Source organism: Vibrio sp. R10-SG3-ISO10 (assembly GCF_059834185.1).
Window position 1 is genome coordinate 152,977 of the sequence record NZ_JCBDHG010000012.1, and the last position, 26,605, is coordinate 179,581.

A 26,605-nucleotide genomic window follows, 5' to 3' on the forward strand; every position below is an offset into this window, starting at 1 on the left:
GCGCTCTACCGATAAGTAAAGTTCACCACTATCACTTGTCAACTCATCAGGCTGTACAGAAAATCTATAGGCACAAAAAAGCCGGAGCAATGAGCTCCGGCTAAATCGTTCAATAAAGTACGTGTGATTAAGGCGTGTAGTACGTCGCCGCACCAGGACCTACAGGTAGACCCAAGATAAACACCCAAACGTAGAACAGCAAACTCCAACCCACGATAAACACGATTGAATAAGGTAGCATTGTCGCAATCAGCGTACCGATACCTAGGTTCTTCATGTATCGCGTTGCTACAGCAAGGATAAGGCCGAAGTAGCTCATCATAGGCGTGATGATGTTAGTAGTAGAATCACCGATACGGTAAGCCGCCTGAATAGTTTCTGGCGCGTAGCCAACCAGCATCAACATAGGAACAAAGATTGGTGCTGTTACTGCCCATTGTGCAGATGCTGAACCGATCATTAGGTTGATGAAACCACACATAAGAATGAAGGCGAAGAACAGCATTGGGCCAGTTAGGCCAATCTCTTGTAGGAAGCTTGCCCCTGCAACAGCGAAGACTTGACCAAAGTTAGTCCACTTGAAGAATGCCACAAATTGAGCTGCGAAGAATACCAGTACGATGTACATGCCCATTGAAGACATAGACTTAGACATTGCATCGATAACATCGCGATCTGTCTTCATCGTGCCAACAACTTTACCGTAAACAAAGCCAGGTACAGCAAAGAATACAAAGATAAAGGCTACGATGCTCTTCAAGAATGGTGAGCCAGCAATAGTACCTGCGTCAGAGCGAAGGATGCCATCTGCTGGAACGACAGTCCAAGCAAGAAGCGCTGAAACAACTAATACCGCAAGACCTGCAAGCTTAAGACCTTTTTTCTCTACAGCAGTTAGACCACCCATTTTATCTTGAGATAGGTCTTCTGACGCTTCTTCATCATTGTATTTGCCTAGTTTAGGCTCAACGATTTTTTCAGTAACAAAAGCACCAGTGATTGCAATAAAGAAAGTCGACACAAACATGAAGTACCAGTTAACTTCAGGTCCAACTGTGTAGGTTGGGTCAATCATTTGCGCTGCAGTTTCTGTAATACCAGATAGCAGTGGGTCAACAGTACCGATTAGCAGGTTTGCAGAGTAGCCACCAGAAACACCAGCGAATGCCGCAGCAAGACCGGCTAGAGGGTGACGACCTAAAGAGTGGAATAGCATTGCAGCTAGCGGGATAAGTACCACATAACCTAGCTCAGATGCCGTATTAGAAATGATACCTGCGAATACAACCGTTACTGTAACCATGCGCTTAGATGCGCCCATTACCATACCGCGCATTGCTGCCGACAATAGACCAGAGTGTTCAGCAATAGCGACACCTAGCATAGCGACTAACACTGTACCTAGCGGTGCAAAACCAACAAAGTTTTTCACTAGGTTAGTAACGATTAGCTCCAAACCATCAGCATTTAAAAGGCTGACAACGTGGATCATGCCGTCTGCTGCACGACCTTTCGCACCTTCAGGGCGCGGGTCCATAACAGATACTTCAAAGTAACCTGCAATACCAGATAGCACTAAGATAGCTAAACAGAAGATGGCGAATAGAGTGATAGGATGGGGTAATAGGTTCCCCAAATATTCAACAGCGTCTAAGAAACGCGTAAATAGCGGCTTCTTAGGTGAATTTTGTTTAATTGAAGCAGATGAACTCATCTGTTCCCTCCTTGTAGTTATTCCTGCGCAAATGTGACAAAAATGTTCCAAATGCCAGCGCAGGGTACTCGACAAAATACTCAATTAGAAATGCAAAATGTTACAAAGTGTGTAACAAATCATATTATTTAACGCATTTTGCACAAATAATTAGCAAATATCACCAAAACAAAACCAAATAACAGAATTATAATTTATATAAATACATTCATTCTGTTTATTTAATGGCCTTTAAGTCGTTGATTGGTATAAGGAGGAAACTCAACCACCAAAGAGAGGCATAAATTACGCTTATCTATAACCAAGCACTCTGGTGGTTTAAGAGAGGGGGAAAAGCCTCAAACTGGGATAGTCAAAAATGAGAGCTTTATCCGATTGAGAATGGAGGCTACTTTTGCACCGCTTTAAATCTTGGATTGGTTTTGCAGATAACGTACAAACGCCCTCTTCTTTTGACGATTTGACAATCAGGATGGCGATTCTTAGCACTCTTAAGAGATTTTACGACCTTCATTTACTTGTCCCCTTTAGAAAATTGACCAAATCGACGCTTAAAGTTAGCGACACGACCTTCCTGATGAATGACACGCTGCTTACCTGTGTAAAAAGGGTGGGATTTAGAAGAGACTTCAATCGTAAAGTACGGGTAGGTTTTGCCATCTTTCCACTCAATAGTGCGGTCAGTTTGCAATGTTGAACCGATAAGGAAGTACTCATCAATGCTTGTATCATGGAAAACCACGGTTCGGTATTCAGGGTGAATGTTGGGTTGCATAATTACCTCAATAAAAACTGTTATGTTATAACATTTTAAATAATAATCATTATCAACAAGTTTTACTACTCTTTTTTGTGATACTTTTTCCTCATCACCAAATTGAGAGAAAAGAGATGTATTCCATAGAGCCGATCGGTTTTATTGAAAGCCCATATAAAGAGAAGTTCGCCGTTCCTCGACAGCCGAGCTTAGTGCCTGCTGCTCGCTCGCGAGTAAAGCTAGTTGGAGAGGCGAATAGTCCCGAAGCGTTACGCGGGTTGGAGCAATTCTCCCATGCTTGGTTATTGTTTCTGTTTGACCAGAATTTAGCGGCAGGATGGAAGCCTACTGTCAGACCACCTCGACTGGGTGGCAATGAGCGTGTAGGTGTATTTGCTTCTCGTTCGACGTTTAGACCCAATGGGATTGGTATGTCAGCGGTTGAAATTAAAGGGATCACAAAACATGGTGATCAGATCTATCTCGATCTTGGTAATGTCGATTTAGTCGATGGCACTCCCATCATCGACATCAAGCCATATATCCCTTATTCAGACTCTATTCCTCAAGCGCTAGGAAGCTACGCAGAAGCGGAACCAGAAAAGTCTCAAGTCCTATTTTCGTCATTAGCCACAGAGCAGTTAGAAACCCGCGGATATCTTGACTATCAAAAGACGGTAATTGAGCAGGTTTTAGCACAAGACCCTCGCCCTGCTTACAAAAAGAACAAGCCTGATAGTAAAGAATATGCGGTAAATTTGTTCGATATGAATGTGAAGTTCACCGTTAACGATAACTTAATAACGGTTACTGCGATTGAAAGCTTTTGACAATGGCATTTGGCTGATATTATAAGCGGCTAACAATTTTCCCCTCGTGGGACTTCCATACTCCTGTCCATTCTGGCTTGAGTATCTAACTTTAATAAACGGATAAGTTAAATGCGTACCAGTAATTATCTTCTTTCTACTCTGAAGGAGACTCCAAACGACGCAGAAGTAGTGAGCCACCAGCTCATGCTACGTGCAGGTATGATCCGTAAGCTGGCTTCAGGTCTCTACACCTGGCTACCTACTGGTCTACGTGTACTGCGTAAAGTCGAAAACATCGTTCGTCAAGAGATCGACAATGCAGGCGCAGTCGAAACATTGATGCCCGTTGTTCAGCCGTTTGAACTATGGGAAGAGACAGGCCGCAGCGAGAAGATGGGTCCTGAGCTACTTCGCTTTACTGACCGACACACTCGTCCGTTTGTTCTTAGCCCAACAGCTGAAGAAGTAATCACTAGCCTAGTGCGCAATGAAGTGAGCTCTTACAAGCAGCTACCGCTAAACCTGTACCAAATCCAAACTAAGTTCCGTGATGAGCGTCGCCCACGTTTTGGCGTAATGCGTGCACGCGAATTCTGCATGATGGATGCGTACAGCTTTGATATTGATAAAGAAGGTCTACAGAAGTCTTATGACGCAATGCACGATGCTTACTGTAAAGCCTTCGACCGTATGGGCCTTGAGTACCGCCCAGTACTGGCTGACTCAGGTGCTATCGGTGGTAGTGGTTCTCAAGAGTTCCACGTACTTGCGGAAAGTGGTGAAGACCTAATTGCCTTCTCTACTGAATCTGACTACGCAGCGAACATCGAAAAAGCCGAAGCACTCGCTCTGGCTGACGAAGCTGCGGCTCCAACTCAAGAGATGACATTAGTTGACACACCAAAGGCAAAGACAATTGCTGAGCTTGTTGAACAGTTTGAGTTGCCAATCGAGAAGACGGTTAAGACGCTATTTGTTAAAGCATCTGATGAAGTTGACGCTGACCTAATCGCCCTTATCATCCGTGGCGACCACGAACTGAACGAAGTGAAAGCAGAAAACCTTCCTCAAGTTGCAGCTCCTCTAGAGATGGCAACAGAAGAAGAGATCCGTGCCCTAATCGGCGCTGGCCCTGGCTCACTAGGCCCTGTAGGTCTTAAACTGCCATTCATCGTTGACCGCACTGTTGCTGTAATGAGTGACTTTGGCGCAGGCGCTAACGTAGACGACAAGCACTACTTCGGTATCAACTGGGGTCGTGATGTTGAGCTTGGCCAAGTTGAAGACTTACGTAATGTAGTTGAAGGTGACCCAAGCCCTTGTGGTAAAGGTACCATCGCACTGAAACGTGGTATCGAAGTAGGCCACATCTTCCAACTAGGTAATGTTTACTCTCAAGCAATGAACTGTGGCGTTCTTGGTCCAGACGGTAAAAACGTTATCCTAGAGATGGGTTGTTACGGTATCGGTGTTTCTCGTGTTGTTGCGTCTGCAATTGAGCAGAACCACGACAAGTACGGCATCATCTGGCCAGACGCACTTGCACCTTTCCAAGTCGCGATCGTACCAATGAACATGCACAAGTCAGAAGAAGTGAAAGAAGCTGCTGAGAAGCTGTACGCTGAACTGACGGCAATGGGCATCGAAGTGCTATTCGACGACCGTAAAGAGCGCCCTGGCGTAATGTTCTCTGATATGGAGCTAATCGGCGTTCCTCACACTATCGTCATTGGCGACCGTTCAATGAAAGAAGGTAACTTCGAGTACAAGAACCGCCGCTCTGGTGAGAAAACCGCTGTCGCAATGGCTGATATCGTTGAGCATGTTAAAGCTCAGCTAGCGTAAGTTAGCCCCTAGAAATACAGAAGGCCGATGGAGACATCGGCCTTTTTTGTGGGAAACGGGAATCGGGAGATTTTATAGAGTTGGCGTTTTCATCAGATCTTTTGTTTCAATAATTTATCATGTCATCGCTCAAGAGCGAGGAAAGAGCGAGTTGGGGAACTCTTAAAACGACTAGATAACTAATTGAGATTCCCTACTCCTTCCTTCGTCAGTCTATGGAATGACTGAGCGAAGTATTTGTCTTCTATCTAGCAGGGCGAAACCCGCTCCCGTTTTCCATAGGACGAAGTCCGTTCTCGCATCCGTTCCGTTACTCTAGCGGCTCAGTTGGTGCCTGACTGGCCACTTTTTTGGGCGCATAAGCGACATCAGTCAGTTCATCGGCATTACCATCGATCAGCTCACCAAAATGGAAAATACCAAACTCGCCCGGCTTCATGCGATGCCAAGTTTCATTACCCGTCAGCGGTTGAGTCGCAATGACAGACACGATGTCATTAGGCGTTGTTTCTTCTTGGAAGTTGATTTCCACATCTTCATCAAGTAACGCAGCTTTACCAAAAGGTGCACGACGGGTAATCCAATAAAGGTGGTTAGTACAGTAAGTCATGACGTACTCACCGTCTGAAAGCAGCATGTTAAACACGCCCTTCTCTCTCAGCTTGTCGCAGCACTCAGCAACAAAACGAAACACCCCCACCATATCTTGCGGTGGTTCTGGGTACTCATCCTCCATCTGCTTAAGCAACCAGCAAAATGAGAGCTCACTATCTGTCTGCCCAACGGGGCGGTGTCTACCCGTTACTAAATCTTGGTAATCGCTCAATTGACCATTGTGAGCAAAGGTCCAATAACGTCCCCACAGTTCACGGGTAAAGGGGTGGGTATTTTCAAGATTCACTGCACCGCGATTCGCCTGACGAATATGGCTTATCACCGCACAGCTTTTAATCGGATAGTTCTGTACCAGCTCAGCGATCTTTGAATCGCAACTTGGGTTCGGATCTTTGAAATTACGAAAGCCTTTGCCCTCGTAGAAAGTGATTCCCCAACCATCACGGTGCGGACCAGTATTACCGCCGCGCTGCATCAGCCCGGTAAAACTAAAACAGATATCGGTTGGCACATTGGCGCTCATTCCGAGCAGTTCACACATGGTTTACTAAACTCCCTTAATCCTTGCGTGCGGTTTCTTCTTTAATAGCATAAGCGCCAGCGAATTCGCTAGCGCTTATAGTTATAAGATAAAAACAGTAACGACAATTAAGCGTTTTCCATCTCTTTTTCGATAAGTTGAATCACAATGTGAATGATCTTAATGTGAATCTCTTGAATTCGATCTGCGTAACCAAAATGAGGAACACGGATTTCGATGTCCGCTAGGCCTGCCATTTTGCCGCCATCTTTACCTGTTAGGGCAATAGTTTTCATACCTTTAGCTTTAGCTGCATCAATCGCTTTTAAGATGTTACCTGAGTTACCCGAGGTTGACAGACCAAATAGCACATCACCTTTTGCACCCACAGCTTCAACGTAGCGAGAAAAAACGTAATCATAACCAAAGTCATTACTTACACACGATAGGTGGCTAGGATCAGAAATAGCGATACCAGGTAAGCCCGGACGGTTTTCGCGATAGCGACCCGTTAGCTCTTCTGCAAAATGCATAGCATCACAGTGTGAACCACCGTTACCGCAAGAAAGCACTTTACCACCTTGCTTAAATGAATCAGCCAGCATCTTCGCTGCCGCTTCAATTTGCGCAATGTTGTTTTCATCGCTTAAAAACTTATTCAGAACGTCAGCAGCTTCGGTCAACTCGTTTTTAATTAAGTCCTGGTACATAGGTTTATCTCTAATTTTTGTAATAAATAGTTCTGCGTGAAATACAGAAAACGTTACCTACAGAGTTTACTCAAACAATTCTCACTGTCGATAGCTTGCTGATAACAATTCCCGCTTTGTTGCAAATCTTGGTTCACAAAAACCGCATAGTCCATCATTTTTAGACTTTTCACTCTACTTAGATCACTTTTTAAGCAAATACCGGTTTTACATTTTATTAATATTTTGATTACACTTAACTGGTTAGACCTCTTACATGTTATCGGCATAAAACAGATTAAATTCCGCCGTAATAAGGAACATAAATATGGACATCTTGCTCTCTCTACTTGGCTTTACCGCAGTTCTCGCGATCTGCTTGTATCACCGCAGTTCACTGCTGCTCTCCATCGCTGCATTAACTGCCACAATGGTTGTGCTCTCTATCTTTGGTAGTGCTGGCTCTCTTAGCTGGATCTTATTCATCGCTGCCATTGCGACCCTCGCTGTACCATCAATCAGACAATCGCTAATCAGTAAAAAAGCGCTCGCTCTATTTAAAAAGGTGCTTCCTGCCATGTCGCAGACAGAAAAAGAAGCGCTTGATGCCGGTACAGTTTGGTGGGAAGCGGAACTGTTCAAAGGTAAGCCGGACTGGAAAAAGCTGCACGACATTCAAAAGCCTCAGCTAAGCGCCGAAGAGCAAGCCTTCTTAGATGGGCCAGTGAACGAAGTCTGCGCTATGGTCAATGACTACAAAGTGACTCACGAGCTAGCTGACCTACCACCTGAAGTTTGGCAATACCTCAAAGACAATAAGTTCTTTGCCATGATCATTAAGAAGAAATACGGTGGCCTTGAGTTTTCTGCTTACGCCCAGTCTCTGGTACTGCAAAAGCTAACAGGTGTCTCTAGCGTACTTTCTTCGACAGTGGGTGTACCTAACTCATTAGGCCCTGGCGAACTGCTGCAACACTACGGTACAACAGAACAAAAAGATTACTACCTACCCCGCCTTGCAGAGGGTAAAGAGATTCCATGTTTTGCTTTAACTAGCCCTGAAGCTGGATCAGACGCAGGCTCCATTCCTGATTTTGGCGTTGTGTGTAAAGGACAATGGGAAGGCAAAGAAGTATTGGGTATGCGCCTGACTTGGAACAAGCGTTACATTACCTTAGCGCCCGTCGCGACTGTTCTAGGCCTAGCCTTTAAGTTACGCGATCCAGAAGGTCTACTGGGTGAGCAACAAGATCTTGGTATCACCTGTGCTTTGATCCCGACTCACCTAAAAGGTGTAGAAATCGGCAACCGTCATTTCCCACTTAATGTTCCATTCCAAAACGGTCCAACACGCGGTGAAGATCTATTTGTGCCACTCGACTTTATCATTGGTGGCCCGAAAATGGCCGGACAAGGCTGGCGTATGCTAGTTGAGTGTCTGTCAGTAGGTCGAGGTATTACGTTACCGTCAAACTCTACCGGTGGTATTAAAACAGCCGCATTAGCAACAGGAGCTTACGCACGAATTCGTCGTCAGTTCAAACAACCTATTGGTCATATGGAAGGGGTTGAAGAGCCATTAGCGCGTTTAGGTGGTAATGCCTACGTTATGGATGCAGCCAGCGCCTTGACCGTGGCGGGTATAGACCTTGGCGAGAAACCATCGGTTATCTCAGCAATCGTCAAATATCACTGTACCCACAGAATGCAGCGTAGCGTTATTGATGCTATGGACATTGTTGGTGGTAAAGGTATCTGTATGGGGCCATCAAACTTCCTTGCTCGTGGCTACCAAGGTGCGCCAATTGCCGTCACTGTTGAAGGCGCGAACATCTTAACCCGCTCTATGATTATCTATGGTCAGGGAGCGATTCGCTGCCACCCATATGTTCTAGAAGAAATGAACGCCGCTTACTCAGATTCCTCTGATGCTCTAGACAAGTTTGATAACGCACTAGCAGGCCACGTAAGCTTCACGATGAGTAATCTCGTCCGCAGCCTATGGTTAGGTTTAACGGATGGTCGTTTCTCTGATGCACCAGTGAAAGACTCAACCACTCGTTATTACCAACAATTGAACCGCTATAGCGCTAACATCGCTTTCCTATCTGATATTTCAATGGCTGTTCTTGGCGGTTCATTGAAACGTAAAGAGCGCCTGTCTGCCCGCTTAGGTGACATTCTAAGCCAACTTTACTTAAGCTCAGCGACGCTAAAGCGTTATGAAAGTGATGGTCGCATTATCGAAGATCTTCCGCTCGTACATTGGGGTCTACAAGATAGCCTGAAGCAGACTGAACTGGCTGTCGATGAATTTTTGGCTAACTTCCCTAACAAATGGTTGGGCAAGGCACTGCGCGTTTTAATCATGCCATTTGGCCGTGTGCGCAAAGCGCCGAGCGACAAGCTAGATAGCCAAGTAGCTCAGATCCTACAAACGCCAAGTGAAACGCGTTCACGCATTGGTCGTTACCAATACTTTGAAGCCAGTGAATTTAATGCCGTTGGCCGTATCGAGCAAGCGCTTGAAGTCATCCTTAAGGCAGAGCCTATTTTTGATAAGATCTGTAAAGAGACAGGTAAACGCCGCCCATTCTTACGCCTAGACGAGGTTGCGGCGATGGGACTAGAGAAAGGTATTATTGACACCAACCAAGCGAAGCTGTTGCGTGAAGCTGAAGAGCAGCGACTCTACGTGATAAACGTTGATGATTTCAGTCCTGAGGAATTAGCAGCAAAGCCTCAACCGCAGCTTTCTTCAGCAATGGATGAAGTCGCGTAAACCTTATCTAGAATAGAACTTACCAAAACCAACAAGGGCTGCGTTTGCAGCCCTTTTTATTATCAACCCTAATGTTAGTTTCTACTACGAGTATTAGTTGCAACTAACATCATCAGCGTTTTTATTCGTTGAATACGACGATCCGTACGCGAAAAATATTACTTCTTCGGCATTTCCAATTGCATCTCAGGTATCGCTTGCTTGCTCGCCTTAAGCTTACGCCTAACAAACCAGACCACCAAGCCGAGAATAACCACCACAACGTTACCAACTCCGATAACAATCATGGTGCGAGTACGCTTTTCTTCGCGCATTTGTATCAGCTCCATCTCCTCTAACAGCTTCTGCTGTTTTAGGCGCTCCTCTTCCTGCAATCGACGAGTCTCCGCCATGTCGACTTCCGCGACAACACTGTAAGTATGATCTGTCATTGAGAAGATTAGTGGCCTCTGAGAGCCCATTTCAGTAGCAAATGCCTCTCCGGTCCACGAGTAAAGGCCAATCGCCTCACTATACGGAATCTCCAGTTCAAGCTTATTGCTTTCGGCATCAGCCGAACCTTGAACTGACGTCAGCTCACCGCTTGGAGAGGTATGTTCTATATGCCCTGCAATTGACCCAGGTAAGATCATTCCCTGCTCACCCGCAATCACAACCTTATTTGGACTCATTGCATCACGTGACTGGATAAAGGTCGTTTGCAGAGGCGTTGGGTAAACCAGCACTTCTTGCTCTTGAGCACGCAAGAACACACCATTACCCGAAGTGATTCTTACCCGATACTTACCCGGTGCGCTAGTAATGGGTAGAGAGACGGTGAATATGCCATCCCCTGCCACTTCATCAAGCCCTTGCCCATCATCGGAAAACTCACCTATCACTTCTGGAACTGGCTTGGCCTCTTTGATCAACTCATCTTCATTTTCAATGTATTTAGTGAAAGTGACTTTGAGTTTGACCCGGTCAAGAAAATCTCGTAGTACCAAAGGTTGGTCATCCGACGTCAATCTGGCGTTAAACTTAATCGACTCCCCTTGGAAAAGGCGATTCGGGAGTTGGTCGGTTGTCAGTTCAAGGTGAGAGATAAGCTTAATTTTATTCTTCGGTGTGACTCGACCGATAGCTTGCCACGGCCCTGGCATTGGATTATCAATCGACACGATGTCCATTGAGGACTCTTGATACCAACGAACATTGTCTGGGCTACGCCACGCGTAATACTTTTTACCATCAGGTCTAACAAGAACCACTGGCTGAGAACGTTTTGCACGATAGATTACAAAGGTGATCTGTTTGATGGAGGGGTCAACTCTAAAACGGTTGTCCAATAAAGATATTGAGGACTCTTCAGCGCTATAACTGAAAGCGCTAAACAACATAGCAACTATGGCAATCCAAATCCTCAACATCCTTTCTCCTATTGACGCCAGAGGCAGCTTCCGCTTTTCTCGACGATATCTAATCTACTTTGATGGGCTTCTATTTCATCGGCGCTTGCACGCAAAACCTTTAGCGCTTTTCGTCCACTTGCTGCACGTTTTATCGCTTCGCCGCCCTCTTCGTTGCCATTTCCGGCATTAAACTGCAAAGAAGTCTGCCCACCTGTCATTAACAGGTATACGTCGGCCAGAATCTCCGCATCGAGCAAAGCCCCGTGGAGCGTACGGTGCGAGTTATCGATTCCGTATCGATCACATAACACATCAAGGTTGTTTCGCTTGCCTGGGAAGATCTTCTTCGCCATCGCAAGCGTATCGGTCACCTTACAGAAATCGCTCGTCTTACCAATCTGCGGATCGAGCATAGAAAACTCGTAATCCATAAAGCCGGTATCGAAGGGCGCGTTGTGCGCCACCAGCTCAGCATCTTTGATGAAATCGAGAAACTCTACGTGAACATCTTGGTACTCTGGCTTATCAACCAAGAATTCATCGGTAATACCGTGGACTTCGACTGCATCAGGCTGTATTTCTCGATCTGGCTTGATGTAACAGTGGAAGTGACGCCCTGTTAGTTTACGATTGATGATCTCGACCGCACCGATCTCGATAATGCGATGGCCTTGATAGTGAGGCCCGCCTTCGCGGTTCATACCGGTTGTTTCGGTATCGAGTACCACGATACGGTGTTGCTTAGAATTGTTGCTGGTATTCATAACAAAATGTGTGTCAGACTATGCCAATAATGTGCTTAACCCAATAGTATCAAATCATGACGAAACAGGTGGAAATTTTCACTGATGGTTCCTGCTTAGGCAATCCTGGCCCTGGTGGCTACGGTGTGGTTCTTCGCTACAAACAAACCGAAAAGACATTAGCCAAAGGTTATACACTGACAACCAATAATCGTATGGAGATGCTGGCGACCATTGTTGCACTGCAAGCCCTTAAAGAGCCATGTGATGTAATTCTCACCACAGATAGCCAGTATGTACGCCAAGGCATTACCCAGTGGATTCACAACTGGAAAAAACGCGGTTGGAAAACCGCAGATAAAAAACCAGTTAAGAACGCCGATCTTTGGCAAGCACTCGACAAAGAAACTGAACGTCACAGCGTTGACTGGCGTTGGGTTAAAGGTCACGCAGGCCATCGCGAAAACGAAATGTGTGACGAACTAGCCCGAGCGGCTGCAGAAAACCCGACCGAAGAAGACAGCGGCTACAAGCCTAGCTAATGACTTTGCTTATTCGACACTTTGTAATTGACGCCAACTGGCGTCAATTTTCTTTTTAACTTCCAGTGTGGCTTAATCGGCTTAAGTGGGTAGGTTCGTTTACGAGCAACAATAAAATACAAACTGCCCAGCGGCGAAGCCCATTCACCTAAACTGTTCTCAAGCCATGTCCACATAGTACGATATTTCTGCATCGGGAACAGCGCGTAGCTATCACATTCAATCACTTGATAATTGAGTAACCCTAGCCAATCTCTAATGCGATTTGGTGTAAACATCCTACCACTCCACGGAAGGTTGTTCTTTCTCCACGGCATCAAGCTCGCCAATCCGGTAAAGCTGATAGGGTTGAATCCAGTGATAATCAAATAGCCATCATCAATCATCACCCTATCCACTTCACGTAACATACGATGCGGATCATTACAGTAATCTAACTGGTGCGCCATCAATACCGCATCGAAGCTTTTCTCTAAAAAGGGCAAATCGTAGCCATCTGCAATGACATTATGCAACGGGTTCTGGATATCTAGATGAACTTGATGTTGAATATTACAATTGAAACTGGTTAACTCGCAGCTCAGGCCTCCCAGCTTTAGTAAATGATAACCGAACAGCTTAGGGCACCATTCGTCAACGCGGGTTTGAATGGATTCATTCACCCACTGACCATTTTTTAGCTGAGACCATGAATGAGGCTTTTCAAGCTTTTTACTACTACGTGCTGGCTTCATAGTTACCTGCTTCACCCAAGCGTCTGTTGACCGATATACTGGAGACACAACCATGTTGAATATCAAAAGCATACCTGCATTTAATGATAATTACATCTGGCTGATCGAAAATAGCGATCGCCGTTGTGCCGTTGTCGACCCAGGTGACTCTGCGCCAGTTTTGGCGTATCTCAAAGAGCATGACTTGAGTTTAGAAGCGATTCTCATTACCCACCATCACAATGACCATATCGGCGGCGTCCCGGAACTAGTGAGACAGTTTCCAGACGTCGATGTTGTCGGCCCAACCAATGAGCCAGTGCCTACCTTGACGCATGCTGTTGATGCTGGTGATCAGATAGAACTGTTTGATGAAATCTTCTTTGTGCTCGGCTTAGAAGGCCATACTCGCGGTCATATTGGTTATGTGGGTGATGGTAAACTTTTCTGTGGTGACGTGCTGTTTTCGGCGGGTTGCGGACGCGTCTTTGAAGGTACGATGAAGCAGATGCACACTTCTCTCACCAAAATTGCCGCGCTACCAGAAGAAACCGAGGTCTACTGCGCGCACGAATATACCGCAAGTAATATCGCTTTCGCTCTTGCTGTAGAGCCAGATAACCAGCAGCTTCAGCAATATCGTGACGAGGTTAACCGACTAAGAGCACAGAACAAGCCAACCTTACCGACCACGATTCGGCGTGAGAAATGGATCAACCCTTTTCTGCGTACCGATCAACAAACTGTCATCCGTTCTGTCGCAAATCGTACTACTCAAAGCGACTCACTCGCAATTTTTAGCGCATTACGTGAGTGGAAGAACGAATTTTAACGTTTTGCCGCTTGTCACCTACTAATTGGGACAAGTATTATCAGCAGCCAAGTAAAAAAAGGGCTGTGCAATGCGAGTTAAACACAGCTGGGTATTAGCGCTATTATTATCAGGTTGTCAGCTTACCCAGCCGACTGATTCTGGAGAAGCCGTCTCTCCAGAAACAAACAATCCAACAGTTAAGCAAACTGAGCCAAGCGCTCAACCAGCAAAACCTATCGTAAAATCCGAGCCAGTGGTGACTCCACAGACACAACAAGATGTCTGGAAGCGCATCGCTATGCAGTTAGAGATGCCAATCCCTGACCACAAGCTCGTTGACTACTACCGTACATGGTATCTAAAACACCCTAACCACCTAAAAACTGTCTCACAACGTGCAGAGCCGTTCTTGTATCTAATTACAGAGAAGATAGAGCAACGCAATATGCCGTTAGAGTTAGCGCTATTACCAGTGGTAGAGAGCTCTTTTGATGCTTTTGCCTACTCTCATGGTAGTGCTGCGGGTTTATGGCAATTCGTTCCGGGAACGGGTAAGCAACAAGGCCTTAAGCAAAACTTTTGGTACGACGGACGTCGTGATGTCGCCGCTTCAACCGATGCCGCCCTAGATTACCTTACCTATCTCAACAAACGTTTTGATGGCGAATGGACTCACGCCATTGCTGCCTACAACAGTGGCGGCGGACGAGTATCTAGTGCAATTCGCAAAAACACCAAACTCGGCAAGCCTACAGATTTCTTCTCGCTTGATTTGCCTAAAGAAACCAGTGGTTACGTACCAAAGCTGCTTGCTCTAGCAGACGTTGTCGCTAACCAAGAAAAGTATGGTATCAGTATTCCAACGATTGCTAACAAGCCTGTCGTTGAACTCGTTGACCCTAAAGAGCAACTTGACCTCGCCATAGCCGCTAACTACGCGGGTATCAGTGTTAAAGAGCTACAAGGCCTCAACCCTGCATACAACCAATGGGCGACAGCACCGGACGGGCCTCACCAATTGCTTCTTCCAAAAGATAGCGTCGCTAAGTTCAATAAAGCGGTAGCAGAAAACCGTGGTAAAGGAATGAAAGTCGTTCGCTATAAGGTGAAGTCTGGGGATAGCCTGAGTGTCTTAGCGCAAAAGTATAATACCACTGCCAACGTGATTCGCACGGCGAATAACCTCAGTGGCAACAACATTCGAGTCGGCCAACACTTGATGATCCCAACTTCGACACGAGACGACAAAGCCTATGCTCTTAGCGCGTCGAACCGATTAGCGAAAACACAGGCTAAGTCTCGTGGTCAATTTAAGCTCACTCACACAGTTCGCTCTGGCGATAGCTTATGGTCGATTGCTCGCGCCAACAAGGTGTCACACCAATCATTAGCGAAGTGGAATGGCATGGGACCAAGAGACACCTTGCGCGTTGGTCAAAAACTGGTGATTTGGAAAAACAGCTCTGACGGCGCGATCATCCGCACTGTGTTCTACAACGTCCGCACAGGTGACACCATCAGTGGTATTGCGAGCAAATTTAAAGTCAAATCAAACGACATCGTTAAATGGAACGATCTCAGCAGACAGAAGTACCTTAAGCCAGGTCAGAAACTTAAGCTGTATGTAGACGTAACTAAGGTAAGTGTATGAACCCGTCAAGTAACCCGTTAATCATGCTAGTCGACATTTTCCGTTCGCCTAGCGCCTGTTTCTTAGCCCTCTACCAACGTGGTGCTTGGGGCTGGCAGCCGTACATTTTCTTGGTACTTTCCCCGTTTCTTTTCTGGGGCGCTTACTTCGACATGGTTGATTTCGAGTGGCTAAGGCAAGGGCTTGCAGCGCAACTGGCAGAAACCAACCCAAAACAGCTAGAACTACTTGACGCCAATACCTTGATGGCGAGTGAAATCATTAGTGATATTGCTGGTAGAACGCTGACCATTCTGATGCTTGCTTTCTGGTTCAATCTCGCGACAAAACCAAGCCAGCATCAGCATGGTTTCTGGAAATGGTTCGCAGCCAGCGCGGTGATCACTTTCCCTGCGATTATCGGTGACTTGGCAAGCTACGTGAGTGCGCTACTAAAACATGGCCAAGTTATGGTGTATGCCGCCGATTTGAATAGCCTCAACGGGCTGTTAAAGCTACCACTAACTAACGAGTGGTCACAGTTTGCTAGCTCATTCCCACTATTACTGCCTTGGTACATTGCCTTAGGCTACGCCGCGGTAGGAACTTGGACTGAATTTGAACGCGGTCAAGCATTGGTTATTTCCGCGCTGCCTTGGCTTGCTTACTACCTAATTTGGGCGCTTTACATCCTGATATTCTAGAGTGCTAAGCGAAAACTAACTAAAATTGGATTATGATCAGAGGCGTCAGAGATTGGCGCCTCTGCTGTTTCCAGTGTTAAGCCACGATAAAAGACATGATCGAGTGGCAAGCCAGTCACAAACTGAGTGCGATTATCTGGTTGATAATCGACTTCTTCTAACCCTAGTGACGTTAGCGCTTTTGACATCACCGCAAAGCGCTCTTCGCTCCAACTATTGAAGTCTCCGGCAACAACTATCGGGCCGTGATGCTGACTCAGCTCTTTAGTCAACGCCGTTAACTGACGATGGTACTCTTTGGTACCGTAGGTGAAGTTAACCGCATGAATATTTACCACAGCTAACTGCTCCCCTGAAGAGAGTGGGTATAGCGCGTATAGGGCCGATTTAGGCAAACGTAGCCATGGCTCTAGTTCAGTGTAAGCACAAGCTTTGCTTGGCGTATTCAAAGACAAATTCAATACCCCTGCGGATGTATCAAACGCTTTAAACGCATCTACCTGACTACCAAACCACCCCTGTTTCGCCACCCAATCGATGAGTTCAGGTGTCATACTGGCTTCTTGCAACAAGACCAACTGCTTTCCATCCGACAGTTCAGTTAAGCTTTGCTGCCAGTTTTCTCTATTTTGCTTGTAGATGTTCCAGACCAGTAGCTTGACCTCACCACGATTATCCAAAACAGGCGCTTGTTCATTACGATAGCATTGCAAAGATAATGCGACATTATTGCCTGAAATAGACGCGATCTGAGCTTGCTGAGTAAAGCTAAAGATTGATTGATAGCCGACAACAACCACTAAGGATAAGACCAGAGGCAAGATGATAAAGTAAGCGCTTTTCTTCATTGCATTACCTAAACAAAAAAGAGCCTTACGGCTCTTTTTAAACAATACTTATGGGTTAGATGGCGTCTTCGTCTTCTTCGCCAGTACGAATTCGGACAATACGCTCCACATCAGTGATAAAGATCTTACCGTCACCGATTTTTCCAGTTTGTGCCGTTTCGATGATGGTATCAACACATTGATCAGCCACGTCATCCGTAACTACGATTTCAAGCTTAACCTTAGGTAGAAAATCAACCATGTACTCTGCACCACGGTATAGCTCAGTATGACCTTTCTGACGACCAAAGCCTTTAACCTCAGACACTGTCATACCTGTAATGCCCACTTCAGCGAGTGCTTCACGCACGTCGTCTAACTTAAACGGCTTAATGATGGCTTCAATCTTTTTCATGTTCTTCCCTTAAACTATTGTAACTAGCGTCATTATCCCATGTTCAATGGCTAATAAAAAGCCCGAGCTTTGTAGCTCGGGCTCGCAATCTATCCTATCGACTATTTCAAACTAGCGTAATAAGCCGCTAGGTTAGCGACATCAGCATCACTTAGCATTGCTGCTTGCGCTTGCATGACTGCTGCGAGTCCACCATTTCGCTCTTTGTTTTTGTAAGCGTTTATAGACGTCACAAGATACTGCTCATTTTGACCTTTAAGGTTTGGATAGCCAGGGATCACTGCAATACCATCTGCACCATGACAAGCAGCGCAGATGGCCGCTTTTGCTTGACCTGCCGCAACATCACCTGCAGCCAGCGCATTACCACTAAGTAGGCCCATTCCAAGTACCAATCCTATAGCGAATTTCTTCATTGCTCTTCCTTATAATTCCATGATAGTTGTACGTTTTTATGTATACAATTTTACATAAAGCGTGATCCCTTGTCCCAGACAAGTTCACAATCCTGACCTATAAAGTGGCGATCAATAAACAAATCCCCCACGGCAACGACCCTATCACCACACATCAAGATAGGGGTTCTGCGTCGTAACCAACTTGGCACACCATACTCTTGGAACAGCTTTTTCAGTTTGCGGCTATGCCCACGCTCTGCTGGGTGTGCACTTAATCCCTCTGGGTTAAAAGTGACACGCAACGGACTTAGGGCTAATGCCTGTCGAGACAATCTCCCCTCACTCGAAGGGACGAGCGCTAAGCTTCCTAATTCATCAGGCAAAGGACAAGGCTTATCAATACCGAGCGGTTGCTGCCACTCGGCAAGTGATTGCCAATCTCTAACGATGTAGAGCTTGTTTAAATAGCGGCGTACTTGCACCTCAGGAAGCTGCAGCTGCGGATTGGCATCCGCTTTTGCCATCGCGACCTCTAACCACACCTTACTCAATTGCTCACGAGTGGGCATACGCAGGTGATTTTGCTCAAGCCACATGCGAATTAATCGGCTGCGAATCAGAGTTGACGCATTGTCCAACATCGCAATAGACAGGCTGCCATCTTCACATAAACATTGCAGATATTTCTCAGCTAACAGTTCATCAAGCAGTTGCTCCTGCTCAGAGCAGAGTTCGGCTGTACGCTGCACTGCTTGCCTAATATGAGGCCAACGCTCCACTAAAGATGGCGTTAATGAGTGACGAACAAAATTACGCTCAAATCTTTGGTCTTGATTGCTTTCGTCTTCTACCCAAGTCAATTGCTGAGCGTGAGCAAACTCTTCAATTTCATGCCGTGCGATAGCCAACAACGGACGGAGCAAATTCGCCTGACCTAATGACATACTCTGCGCCATTGAGGACAAACCTTTTGGGCCGCTACCACGCTTGAGAGCAAGGAAAAAGGTTTCGAGCTGATCATCAGCATGCTGACCGGTGAGTAGTAAATCATTCTGCTGAAGATGCTTATTAAGTGCTGTATATCTGGCTTCACGAGCACTCTCTTCAATGCTTCGGCCTTGAGTTGCCAGTTGAACCTTTTCTAACACAAATGGGATACCAAGCTCCTGACACCAATGTTTACATTGCTCAGCCCAACTGTCTGCATTCTCGCTTAAACCATGGTGAACATGGACCGCCAGGCATTCGAGCTTGCGCGATTTACAGTAGCTTGCCATCAGTTCAAGCATGACCCGAGAATCAAGCCCACCACTTAGGGCAAGGACGATTCGGCTACCGGTTTGATAGTATTGGTCGAGAGTGTGTTGAAAAATAGATTCGAGCTTCATAGCGAGTAACATTTGGAGTTATTAACGCTAGTTTATCACTGGCAATAAAAAAGGCTGAACCTAAGTTCAGCCTTTTTCTAACATTTGTGCCGATTAACAGTAACCGTAGCTCATTAGACGCTGGTATCGACGCTCTAGCAAGGTGTCGTTATCAAACGCTTCTAGCTCTTCAAGCTGACGAACTAGGGTCGCTTTCATGTTCTGCGCCATCTGCAGGTGATCACGGTGTGCACCACCTAGAGGCTCATCGATGATCTCATCAATCAGCTCTAGCTCTTTAAGACGTGGAGCAATCAGACCCATCGCTTCTGCTGCCTGTGGCGCTTTATCTGAATCACGCCATAGGATTGAAGCACAGCCTTCTGGAGAGATAACAGAATAGGTTGAGTATTGCAGCATGTTGACGTAGTCACCAACACCGATAGCAAGTGCACCACCAGAACCGCCTTCACCGACAACGTTACAGATAACTGGCACTTTAAGACCCGCCATCACTTTTAGGTTAGTCGCGATAGCTTCTGATTGACCACGCTCTTCTGCACCAACACCTGGGTAGGCACCCGCTGTATCGATGAAAGTAATGATTGGCATGTTAAAACGCTCTGCCGTTTGCATCAAACGTAGCGCTTTGCGGTAACCTTCTGGCTTAGGCATGCCAAAGTTACGTTTTACTTTCTCTTTAGTCTCACGACCTTTTTGGTGACCAATGATCATTACTGGACGGCCATTAAGACGTGCCATACCACCTACAATCGCTTTGTCATCTGCGTAGTGACGGTCACCCGCCATCTCATCAAACTCTGTAAACACATGCTCAATGTAATCAAGCGTGTAAGGACGCTGTGGGTGACGAGCAAGCTGGGCAGTTTCCCAAGCACCAAGATCGCTGAATGTTTTCTTTTTAAGCTCTAGGCTTTTCTTCTCTAGCTGTTCAATCTCTTTTTCAAGATCAACACCAGACTCACCGCCATGACGAGATACGTCACGAAGTGCTTCAATTTTTGCTTCTAGCTCTGCGATTGGCTTTTCAAATTCTAAAAAATTCAGGCTCATCTATAGATCCTTTATGATTCGGTGGCGTTTTACCGAACTTAGTTAAATTCGAGTTCTACCTGGCCTTTCCCAAGTAGTTGTTTTAAATCATCTAATAATGCGTCACTTGGCGTCACTCGCCATTCTGTACCCAACGTCAAACGCGCTCGTGCATCAGAGCGTTGGTAGTATACATGGACAGGAACGCTCCCCGCCCGATGAGGTTCTAGTATTTGACTAAAACGCTCAAAAAATCGGTCATTGATTTGCGATTGATCGATGGAAACTGATAATCCCCGTGCATATTTTTCACGAGCAGTCCCGAGATCCATAACCTCGCGCGCGGACATTTTAAGACCACCATTGAAATCATCAAAGCTGACCTGTCCAGAAACAACCAAAATTTTATCTTTTTCTAACAATTCTGCATATCGATCTAACGCATCGGAGAATAACATCACCTCCATACGTCCGCTTCGATCATCCAGTGTCATAATACCAATACGTGTTCCACGCTTGGTGGTCATCACACGAGCCGCAATTACCAGACCCGCGACAGTGACACTTTGATCCCGTCTGGTTGGTGTTGCGTCTTTTAGTCGACAACTGGTGTACTTACCAAGTTCCTTTATGTAGGCATTTATTGGGTGCCCGGTCAAATAAAGGCCTAAAGTATCGCGTTCACCTTCGAGCCACACTTTTTCCGGCCAAGGTTCAACTTTGGTGTATTTGTGCTCCACTTCTTCAGGTGCTTCGGTCAACACGCCAAACAAATCGGTTTGACCAAAGGCTTCTGCTTGGTGATGTTGGCTCGCCGCTTTAACAGCATCGTTCAGTGAAGCCATCATTGCTGCGCGGTGCGGACCAAGGCGATCCAATGCGCCGGCGCAAATGAGTTTCTCAATGACTCGCTTATTAACCTTTTTCAGGTCGATACGAGCACAGAAATCGAATAGGTCTTTAAAGTGGCCGTCTTTGTTACGCGCTTCGAGAATGGCATCAATTGGACCTTCACCCACCCCTTTGATAGCACCGATGCCGTAAACAATCGCCCCATCGTCATCGACATTAAAGCGATACAAACCTGCGTTGATATCTGGCGGCAGCACTTTGAGTTTCATGCGGAAACACTCATCGACCAGACCGACGACTTTCTCAGTGTTATCCATATCGGCGGTCATTACCGCAGCCATAAATTCCGCTGGGAAATGAGTTTTGAGCCACAGAGTTTGGTAAGAAACCAGAGCATATGCAGCCGAGTGCGATTTGTTGAAGCCGTAACCTGCGAACTTTTCTACCAAGTCGAAGATCTTCATCGCCAATTCGCCGTCTACGCCGTTGGCGACCGCGCCTTCTTCGAACGTCGCACGCTGCTTGGCCATCTCTTCTGGCTTTTTCTTACCCATCGCACGACGAAGCATATCTGCACCACCAAGCGTATAGCCAGAAAGAACCTGAGCGATCTGCATTACCTGCTCCTGATAGAGGATAATGCCGTAGGTTGGCTCGAGAATCTCTTTTAGCGACTCGTGCTGCCACTGCTCATCTGGGTAAGAAACCGCCTCGCGTCCATGTTTACGGTCGATGAAGTTATCTACCATGCCCGACTGAAGCGGCCCCGGACGGAACAGAGCAACCAGTGCGATAATATCTTCAAAACAGTCTGGCTGAAGGCGTTTTATTAGCTCTTTCATACCACGCGATTCAAGCTGGAACACCGCAGTGGTTTCTGAATTTTGCAGCAGATTGAAGGAAGCTTGGTCTTCCAATGGGATAGACTCAATGGCGACTGGGTCTTTGCCTTCCTTCTCTAAACGTGGGTTAATCAAGCCCAACGCCCAGTCAATAATGGTCAGCGTACGTAAGCCCAAGAAGTCAAACTTAACTAGACCCGCGGTTTCAACGTCGTTTTTATCGAACTGAGTTACCGGGAAGTGACCTTCCGCATCAGCATAAATCGGCGCAAAGTCAGTGATAGTGGTTGGCGATATTACAACACCACCAGCGTGCTTACCTGCGTTACGTGTACACCCTTCAAGGATGCGACACATATCGATCAGCTCTTTAATTTCTTCGTCGTTTTCGTACAGCTCAGGCAGTGCAGGTTCTGCTTTGAATGCTTTTTCTAGCGTCATACCCGGATCTGGCGGAACCAGTTTCGAAATGCGATCAACAAAACCGAAACCATGACCAAGTACACGGCCTACGTCACGAATTACCGCCTTCGCTGCCATCGTACCGAAAGTGATGATCTGCGATACCGCATCACGACCATACATTTCTGCAACGTGATCAATTACTTGGTCACGTTTATCCATACAAAAATCGACATCGAAATCGGGCATGGAAACACGTTCTGGGTTGAGGAATCGCTCAAACAGAAGATCGTATTCTAGCGGGTCGAGATCGGTGATTTTTAACGCATATGCCACCAAAGAACCGGCACCTGAACCACGGCCAGGACCTACAGGGATGGCGTTATCTTTTGACCACTGGATGAACTCCATTACGATCAAGAAGTAACCTGGGAATCCCATGTTATTGATTACTTCCAGTTCAATTTTAAGACGATCATCGTATTCAGGTCGTCTTTCTGCACGCACCGCCGGATCGGGGAATAAGAATTCCAGTCGTTCTTCCAGACCTTCTTCAGATTTTTTAACCAAAAACTCGGTTTCTTCCATCCCTTCGGTTGGGAACGCGGGCAGGAAGTATTCACCCAAGCGGACTGTCACGTTACAACGCTTAGCAATCTCTACACTATTTTCTAATGCTTCAGGGATGTCTGAGAATAGCTCACACATCTCCTCTTCAGTACGAAGATATTGCTGAGCGCTGTAGTTTTTTGGTCGACGTGGATCTTCCAGCGTATAACCATCATGAATCGCAACACGAATCTCGTGCGCATCAAACAGTGTCTCATCAAGAATCACTACATCATTAGTAGCAACAACCGGCAGGTCATGTTGCTCTGCCAGCTCTAACGCAAAGTGAAGATAGGTTTCTTCATCGGCTCTGCCAGTACGAACCAGTTCTAGATAGAAACGGTCTGGAAAATGGGTTTGGTAGAACTCGACGCACTGCTCGACAACATTCTGGTTGCCTTTCAACAGCGCTTTGCCTATTTCACCACTCTTAGCTCCGGAAAGTATAATTACCCCTTCTGAGAGCTCAGCCAGCCACGCTTTATCAATCACAGGTTGATGCTGAACGTGGCCTCGTAGGTAGGCTTTTGAGATCAGTAAAGTCAGGTTCTTATAACCGACGTTATCCGCAGCAATCACGGTCAGCTTAGTCAGCTCATCACCAAACTCAGGTGACTGCATCACGAAGTCAGCACCAATGATCGGTTTGATACCACAACCGTGGGCCGTGCCATAAAACTTCACTAGACCACATAAGTTAGTAAAGTCAGTCAGCGCCATCGCAGGCATGCCCAACTCAGCCACTTTCTTAACCAAGGGTGGCACTTTTGAAAGGCCATCGACCATGGAAAAGTCACTATGAACTCGAAGGTGGATAAACTTAGGGTCTGACATGGATAGAGTCCGGAACGGTTATAATTGATGGAGATATTTGGGGTATTTTAAGTGAAAAACTTCGACTTATATACCCCTGAAACAGTATTGCTACTCAATGCCAAGCGCACGCTTAACGGGTTTGAAACTCTTACGATGCTGCTCAATGACACCGTGTTGCTCAATCGCTTCAAAGTGCGCCTTAGTTGGGTAGCCTTTGTGCTTAGCGAAACCAAACTCAGGGTGAAGCTTATCCAGCTCCTCCATCTCTTGATCGCGAACCACTTTAGCAATAATCGAAGCAGCACTGATCTCCGCAACACGCAAGTCTCCCTTAACCACGGCTTGCGATTGCATAGGTAATTGGGGACAGCGGTTGCCATCAATCAATACGAAATCAGGTTGAACTTCTAAACCTGCGACAGCTCTTTGCATTGCGACCATAGTGGCTTGAAGAATGTTCAGTTCGTCAATTTCCTCTGGAGAACAACGACCTACCGACCAAGCTAAGGCTTTCTGCTTAATTTCAGGCAGTAACGCCAGACGTTTCTTCTCAGACAGTTTTTTCGAGTCGTTTAATCCTTCAATCGGATTACTTGGATCTAGAATGACCGCAGCGGTCACAACATCACCGACCAAGGGACCGCGCCCTACTTCATCAACACCAGCGATACGAAGGTATCCCTCAGGATATTCAAAAGGCGGTAATTCTTTGCTTTGTTTAGTCATCTTGTTTATCTCGGCCGATGAGCTTAAGTACGGCTTTAGCGGCTTGCACATCGGCATCTTTGCGAATCAGTTTGTGCATATCAGTAAAGCGGTCGATAAGTTCTTGGTTATCACTAGTTAGCATCTTATCGACGGCAGGAACTAAGTATTCAGGATCACATTCATCAAGAATAAATTCCTTCACCAACTCTTCTCCTGCCAAGATGTTAGGCAAAGATACGTATTTGGTAATAGCCAGTTTCTGTACCAACCAACCTGTAAGTCGATTAACTTTATAACCCACCACCATCGGTCGCTTGAGCAACATACATTCTAGTGCCACGGTACCTGAAGCGAGTAATACAGCATCTGAGGCAGTGATAACGTTACGTGCCGTATCTTGAACGATGACGAAATCGAGCTCTGGCGCCACAGATCGCCATATCTCTTCAAACTGCTGGCGACGTTTATCATTCACTGCAGCCACGACAAAGCCAATATCCGGATGCTTTTGCTTGATTTCACGACAAGTTTGAATGAAGGGTTCCGCAATCAGCCCGACTTCACCGCCACGACTGCCAGGTAGCACCGCTAACCACTGCTTGTTTTGCTCTAGGCCAAGCAAGGCTCTCGCTTGTTGTTGATCCGGTACAAGCGGGATAGCGTCTGCTAAGGTATGACCAACAAACTCACAAGCCACTTGATACTTATCGTAGAAGGCTTTTTCAAACGGTAAAAAGGCCAGCACAAGGTCGGTCGCCGCATCAATTTTGAAGATACGCTTTGGACGCCACGCCCAGACAGAAGGACTGACATAATGTACTGTTTTAATGCCTTTTTTCTTCAGATCAAGCTCAAGGCGTAAGTTAAAATCTGGCGCATCAATACCGACAAAGACATCCGGTGGATTATCGCTAAAATACTTTACCAACTGAGCTTTAACTTTTAACAACCTTGGTAGTCGTCCCAACACTTCAACCAAGCCCATAACCGCGAGCTCTTCCATATCGAACAGAGACTCACAGCCTTGAGCGATCATCTTCGGACCACCAATGCCAACAAACTCTGCATCCGGATATTGGGCTTTGATCGCTTTGATAAAGCCTTCACCCAAAGTGTCCCCTGACAGTTCGCCGGCGATAATGCCAATACGTAGTGGTTTTTCCATTGCTGAATGACCTACCTAATTTGTTGCTTTAAAAAGTAAAAAAGACCGCAACCGTAAGATTGCGATCTTTTATGCAGCTTCACAAGTGTTATTAACGAATAATACCGCGCTCAGAAATCTCTAGCATCTCTAGCATAGGTTTGATTGATTCAAACTCTTTTGCCATTTCAACTAGGCTTGCTTTTGCGTCTTCAAGCGTTTTACCCGAACGGTAAATTTCTTTGTACGCTTTCTGCAATGCACGGATTTCTGGCTTCTCAAAACCGTTACGCTTAAGGCCTACTAGGTTTAGGCCAAACGGTGTTGCGTGGTTACCTTGCGCAAGTACGTAAGGAAGTACGTCTTGAACAACAGCAGAGCAGCCGCCTGTGTATGAGTAAGCACCAATATTACAGAATGGATGAATCGCTGAAAGAGCCATAACACCGGCATAGTCACCAAGGGTAACGTGACCACCAAGGATAGCATTGTTGCCAACGTGAGTATGGTTACCAACAATAACGTCATGGGCGATGTGCGCGTTAACACACAGCAAGTTATCATTACCAATCACGGTGGTTGCTTTATCTTGAGTAGTACCACGGTGGATTTGTACCGCTTCGCGGATTACGTTGCGATCACCGATCACTACCGTTGTCTCTTCTCCACCATACTTCTTGTCCTGGTTCTCTTCACCAATCACAGCATGGGGGAAAATACGGTTCTCTTTACCGATGGTTGTATGACCTTTGATCACAACATGTGACATCACTTCAGTACCTTCACCAATCTCGATCGTTCCCGAGATATAGGTGAATGGACCTACAGTCACATTCGCTGCGATTTTTACATCACCTTCAATGACAGCAGAAGGGTGAATTTGAGCCGTTTCATGAATCAT

Annotated in this window: 24 protein-coding genes; 7 read left to right on the forward strand and 17 right to left on the reverse strand. The window is 46.2% G+C overall.

Going from position 1 to position 26,605, the window contains the following annotated elements; translation table 11 throughout:
- Window positions 1-127 precede the first annotated feature (127 nt).
- From AC6R16_RS06225 to AC6R16_RS06235, 3 genes are all read right to left on the reverse strand, one after another.
- On the reverse strand, window positions 128-1,714 hold the full coding sequence (locus tag AC6R16_RS06225; protein ID WP_500673897.1) for an AbgT family transporter: 1,587 nt from the start codon (window positions 1,712-1,714) through the stop codon (window positions 128-130).
- 388 nt (window positions 1,715-2,102) lie between these two features.
- Window positions 2,103-2,228: a type B 50S ribosomal protein L36 gene (ykgO, locus tag AC6R16_RS06230; RefSeq protein ID WP_004744821.1), complete on the reverse strand. Its 126-nt coding sequence runs from the start codon at window positions 2,226-2,228 to the stop codon at window positions 2,103-2,105.
- Window positions 2,229-2,489 (reverse strand): type B 50S ribosomal protein L31, encoded by a 261-nt coding sequence (locus AC6R16_RS06235; protein ID WP_004744820.1) that lies wholly within the window; start codon window positions 2,487-2,489, stop codon window positions 2,229-2,231.
- A 116-nt stretch (window positions 2,490-2,605) separates the two neighbouring features.
- On the opposite strand from AC6R16_RS06235, the gene tsaA reads away from it, so the two are divergent.
- Window positions 2,606-3,301 (forward strand): tRNA (N6-threonylcarbamoyladenosine(37)-N6)-methyltransferase TrmO, encoded by a 696-nt coding sequence (gene tsaA, locus AC6R16_RS06240; protein WP_500673898.1) that lies wholly within the window; start codon window positions 2,606-2,608, stop codon window positions 3,299-3,301.
- Between the two features lie 111 nt (window positions 3,302-3,412).
- Window positions 3,413-5,128 carry a proline--tRNA ligase gene (locus tag AC6R16_RS06245; RefSeq protein WP_500673899.1) on the forward strand — a complete coding sequence of 572 codons (1,716 nt, stop codon included), beginning with the start codon at window positions 3,413-3,415 and terminating at the stop codon, window positions 5,126-5,128.
- Window positions 5,129-5,438: 310 nt separating this feature from the next.
- Here AC6R16_RS06245 and AC6R16_RS06250 read toward each other — a convergent pair whose 3' ends face one another.
- Together AC6R16_RS06250 and lpcA are read right to left on the reverse strand one after the other, a co-directional pair.
- Entirely contained in the window at window positions 5,439-6,284 is an 846-nt protein-coding gene (locus tag AC6R16_RS06250; protein WP_500673900.1) for a class II glutamine amidotransferase, read from the reverse strand.
- A gap of 107 nt (window positions 6,285-6,391) precedes the next feature.
- Window positions 6,392-6,973, reverse strand: coding sequence for a D-sedoheptulose 7-phosphate isomerase (lpcA, locus tag AC6R16_RS06255; protein WP_069667039.1), 582 nt, complete (start codon window positions 6,971-6,973; stop codon window positions 6,392-6,394).
- 307 nt (window positions 6,974-7,280) lie between these two features.
- Here lpcA and fadE point away from each other — a divergent pair, with 307 nt between their 5' ends.
- Window positions 7,281-9,734 (forward strand): acyl-CoA dehydrogenase FadE, encoded by a 2,454-nt coding sequence (fadE, locus tag AC6R16_RS06260; protein WP_500673901.1) that lies wholly within the window; start codon window positions 7,281-7,283, stop codon window positions 9,732-9,734.
- Between the two features lie 158 nt (window positions 9,735-9,892).
- Here the strand turns inward: fadE and AC6R16_RS06265 are convergent, their stop codons facing one another.
- Window positions 9,893-11,143 (reverse strand): TIGR03503 family protein, encoded by a 1,251-nt coding sequence (locus AC6R16_RS06265; protein ID WP_500673902.1) that lies wholly within the window; start codon window positions 11,141-11,143, stop codon window positions 9,893-9,895.
- An 8-nt stretch (window positions 11,144-11,151) separates the two neighbouring features.
- The gene (dnaQ, locus tag AC6R16_RS06270; RefSeq protein WP_500673903.1) at window positions 11,152-11,889 is read right to left on the reverse strand and encodes a DNA polymerase III subunit epsilon; all 738 of its coding nucleotides are present in this window, start codon (window positions 11,887-11,889) and stop codon (window positions 11,152-11,154) included.
- A 56-nt stretch (window positions 11,890-11,945) separates the two neighbouring features.
- Between dnaQ and rnhA the strand changes: the two genes are divergently transcribed.
- A complete protein-coding gene (rnhA, locus tag AC6R16_RS06275; RefSeq protein WP_171322916.1) occupies window positions 11,946-12,410 on the forward strand; it encodes a ribonuclease HI in 465 nt (154 codons plus the stop codon).
- Here the strand turns inward: rnhA and AC6R16_RS06280 are convergent.
- Window positions 12,407-13,144, reverse strand: coding sequence for a class I SAM-dependent methyltransferase (locus tag AC6R16_RS06280; protein WP_500641595.1), 738 nt, complete (start codon window positions 13,142-13,144; stop codon window positions 12,407-12,409). The two genes, rnhA and AC6R16_RS06280, sit on opposite strands and share 4 nt — an antisense overlap.
- Before the next feature lie 52 nt (window positions 13,145-13,196).
- Here AC6R16_RS06280 and gloB point away from each other — a divergent pair, with 52 nt between their 5' ends.
- The 3 genes from gloB to AC6R16_RS06295 all read left to right on the forward strand — a co-directional run bounded on the left by gloB (window position 13,197) and on the right by AC6R16_RS06295 (window position 16,271).
- Window positions 13,197-13,955 carry a hydroxyacylglutathione hydrolase gene (gene gloB, locus AC6R16_RS06285; RefSeq protein ID WP_500641594.1) on the forward strand — a complete coding sequence of 253 codons (759 nt, stop codon included), beginning with the start codon at window positions 13,197-13,199 and terminating at the stop codon, window positions 13,953-13,955.
- A gap of 70 nt (window positions 13,956-14,025) precedes the next feature.
- Window positions 14,026-15,588, forward strand: a complete 1,563-nt coding sequence (locus AC6R16_RS06290) for a LysM peptidoglycan-binding domain-containing protein (RefSeq protein WP_500641593.1) — start codon at window positions 14,026-14,028, stop codon at window positions 15,586-15,588.
- Window positions 15,585-16,271, forward strand: a complete 687-nt coding sequence (locus tag AC6R16_RS06295; protein ID WP_069667046.1) for a YIP1 family protein — start codon at window positions 15,585-15,587, stop codon at window positions 16,269-16,271. Before AC6R16_RS06290 ends, AC6R16_RS06295 begins: the two co-directional genes overlap by 4 nt.
- Here AC6R16_RS06295 and AC6R16_RS06300 read toward each other — a convergent pair.
- The 9 genes from AC6R16_RS06300 to lpxA form a co-directional block, all read right to left on the reverse strand.
- Window positions 16,268-17,119: an endonuclease/exonuclease/phosphatase family protein gene (locus tag AC6R16_RS06300; protein WP_500673904.1), complete on the reverse strand. Its 852-nt coding sequence runs from the start codon at window positions 17,117-17,119 to the stop codon at window positions 16,268-16,270. The two genes, AC6R16_RS06295 and AC6R16_RS06300, sit on opposite strands and share 4 nt — an antisense overlap.
- 55 nt (window positions 17,120-17,174) lie before the next feature.
- Window positions 17,175-17,513, reverse strand: a complete 339-nt coding sequence (glnB, locus tag AC6R16_RS06305; protein WP_004744805.1) for a nitrogen regulatory protein P-II — start codon at window positions 17,511-17,513, stop codon at window positions 17,175-17,177.
- Between the two features lie 101 nt (window positions 17,514-17,614).
- Entirely contained in the window at window positions 17,615-17,929 is a 315-nt protein-coding gene (locus AC6R16_RS06310; protein ID WP_500641591.1) for a c-type cytochrome, read from the reverse strand.
- 50 nt (window positions 17,930-17,979) lie between these two features.
- On the reverse strand, window positions 17,980-19,299 hold the full coding sequence (tilS, locus tag AC6R16_RS06315; protein ID WP_500673905.1) for a tRNA lysidine(34) synthetase TilS: 1,320 nt from the start codon (window positions 19,297-19,299) through the stop codon (window positions 17,980-17,982).
- Between the two features lie 93 nt (window positions 19,300-19,392).
- Window positions 19,393-20,352 carry an acetyl-CoA carboxylase carboxyl transferase subunit alpha gene (gene accA / locus AC6R16_RS06320; protein WP_004744802.1) on the reverse strand — a complete coding sequence of 320 codons (960 nt, stop codon included), beginning with the start codon at window positions 20,350-20,352 and terminating at the stop codon, window positions 19,393-19,395.
- Between the two features lie 38 nt (window positions 20,353-20,390).
- Window positions 20,391-23,870 carry a DNA polymerase III subunit alpha gene (gene dnaE / locus AC6R16_RS06325; RefSeq protein ID WP_500673906.1) on the reverse strand — a complete coding sequence of 1,160 codons (3,480 nt, stop codon included), beginning with the start codon at window positions 23,868-23,870 and terminating at the stop codon, window positions 20,391-20,393.
- Window positions 23,871-23,960: 90 nt separating this feature from the next.
- Entirely contained in the window at window positions 23,961-24,578 is a 618-nt protein-coding gene (rnhB, locus tag AC6R16_RS06330; RefSeq protein ID WP_500673907.1) for a ribonuclease HII, read from the reverse strand.
- The gene (gene lpxB, locus AC6R16_RS06335; protein WP_500673908.1) at window positions 24,571-25,725 is read right to left on the reverse strand and encodes a lipid-A-disaccharide synthase; all 1,155 of its coding nucleotides are present in this window, start codon (window positions 25,723-25,725) and stop codon (window positions 24,571-24,573) included. Before lpxB ends, rnhB begins: the two co-directional genes overlap by 8 nt.
- A 91-nt stretch (window positions 25,726-25,816) precedes the next feature.
- Complete coding sequence (lpxA, locus tag AC6R16_RS06340; protein WP_239853844.1) at window positions 25,817-26,605, reverse strand: acyl-ACP--UDP-N-acetylglucosamine O-acyltransferase; 789 nt, start codon at window positions 26,603-26,605, stop codon at window positions 25,817-25,819.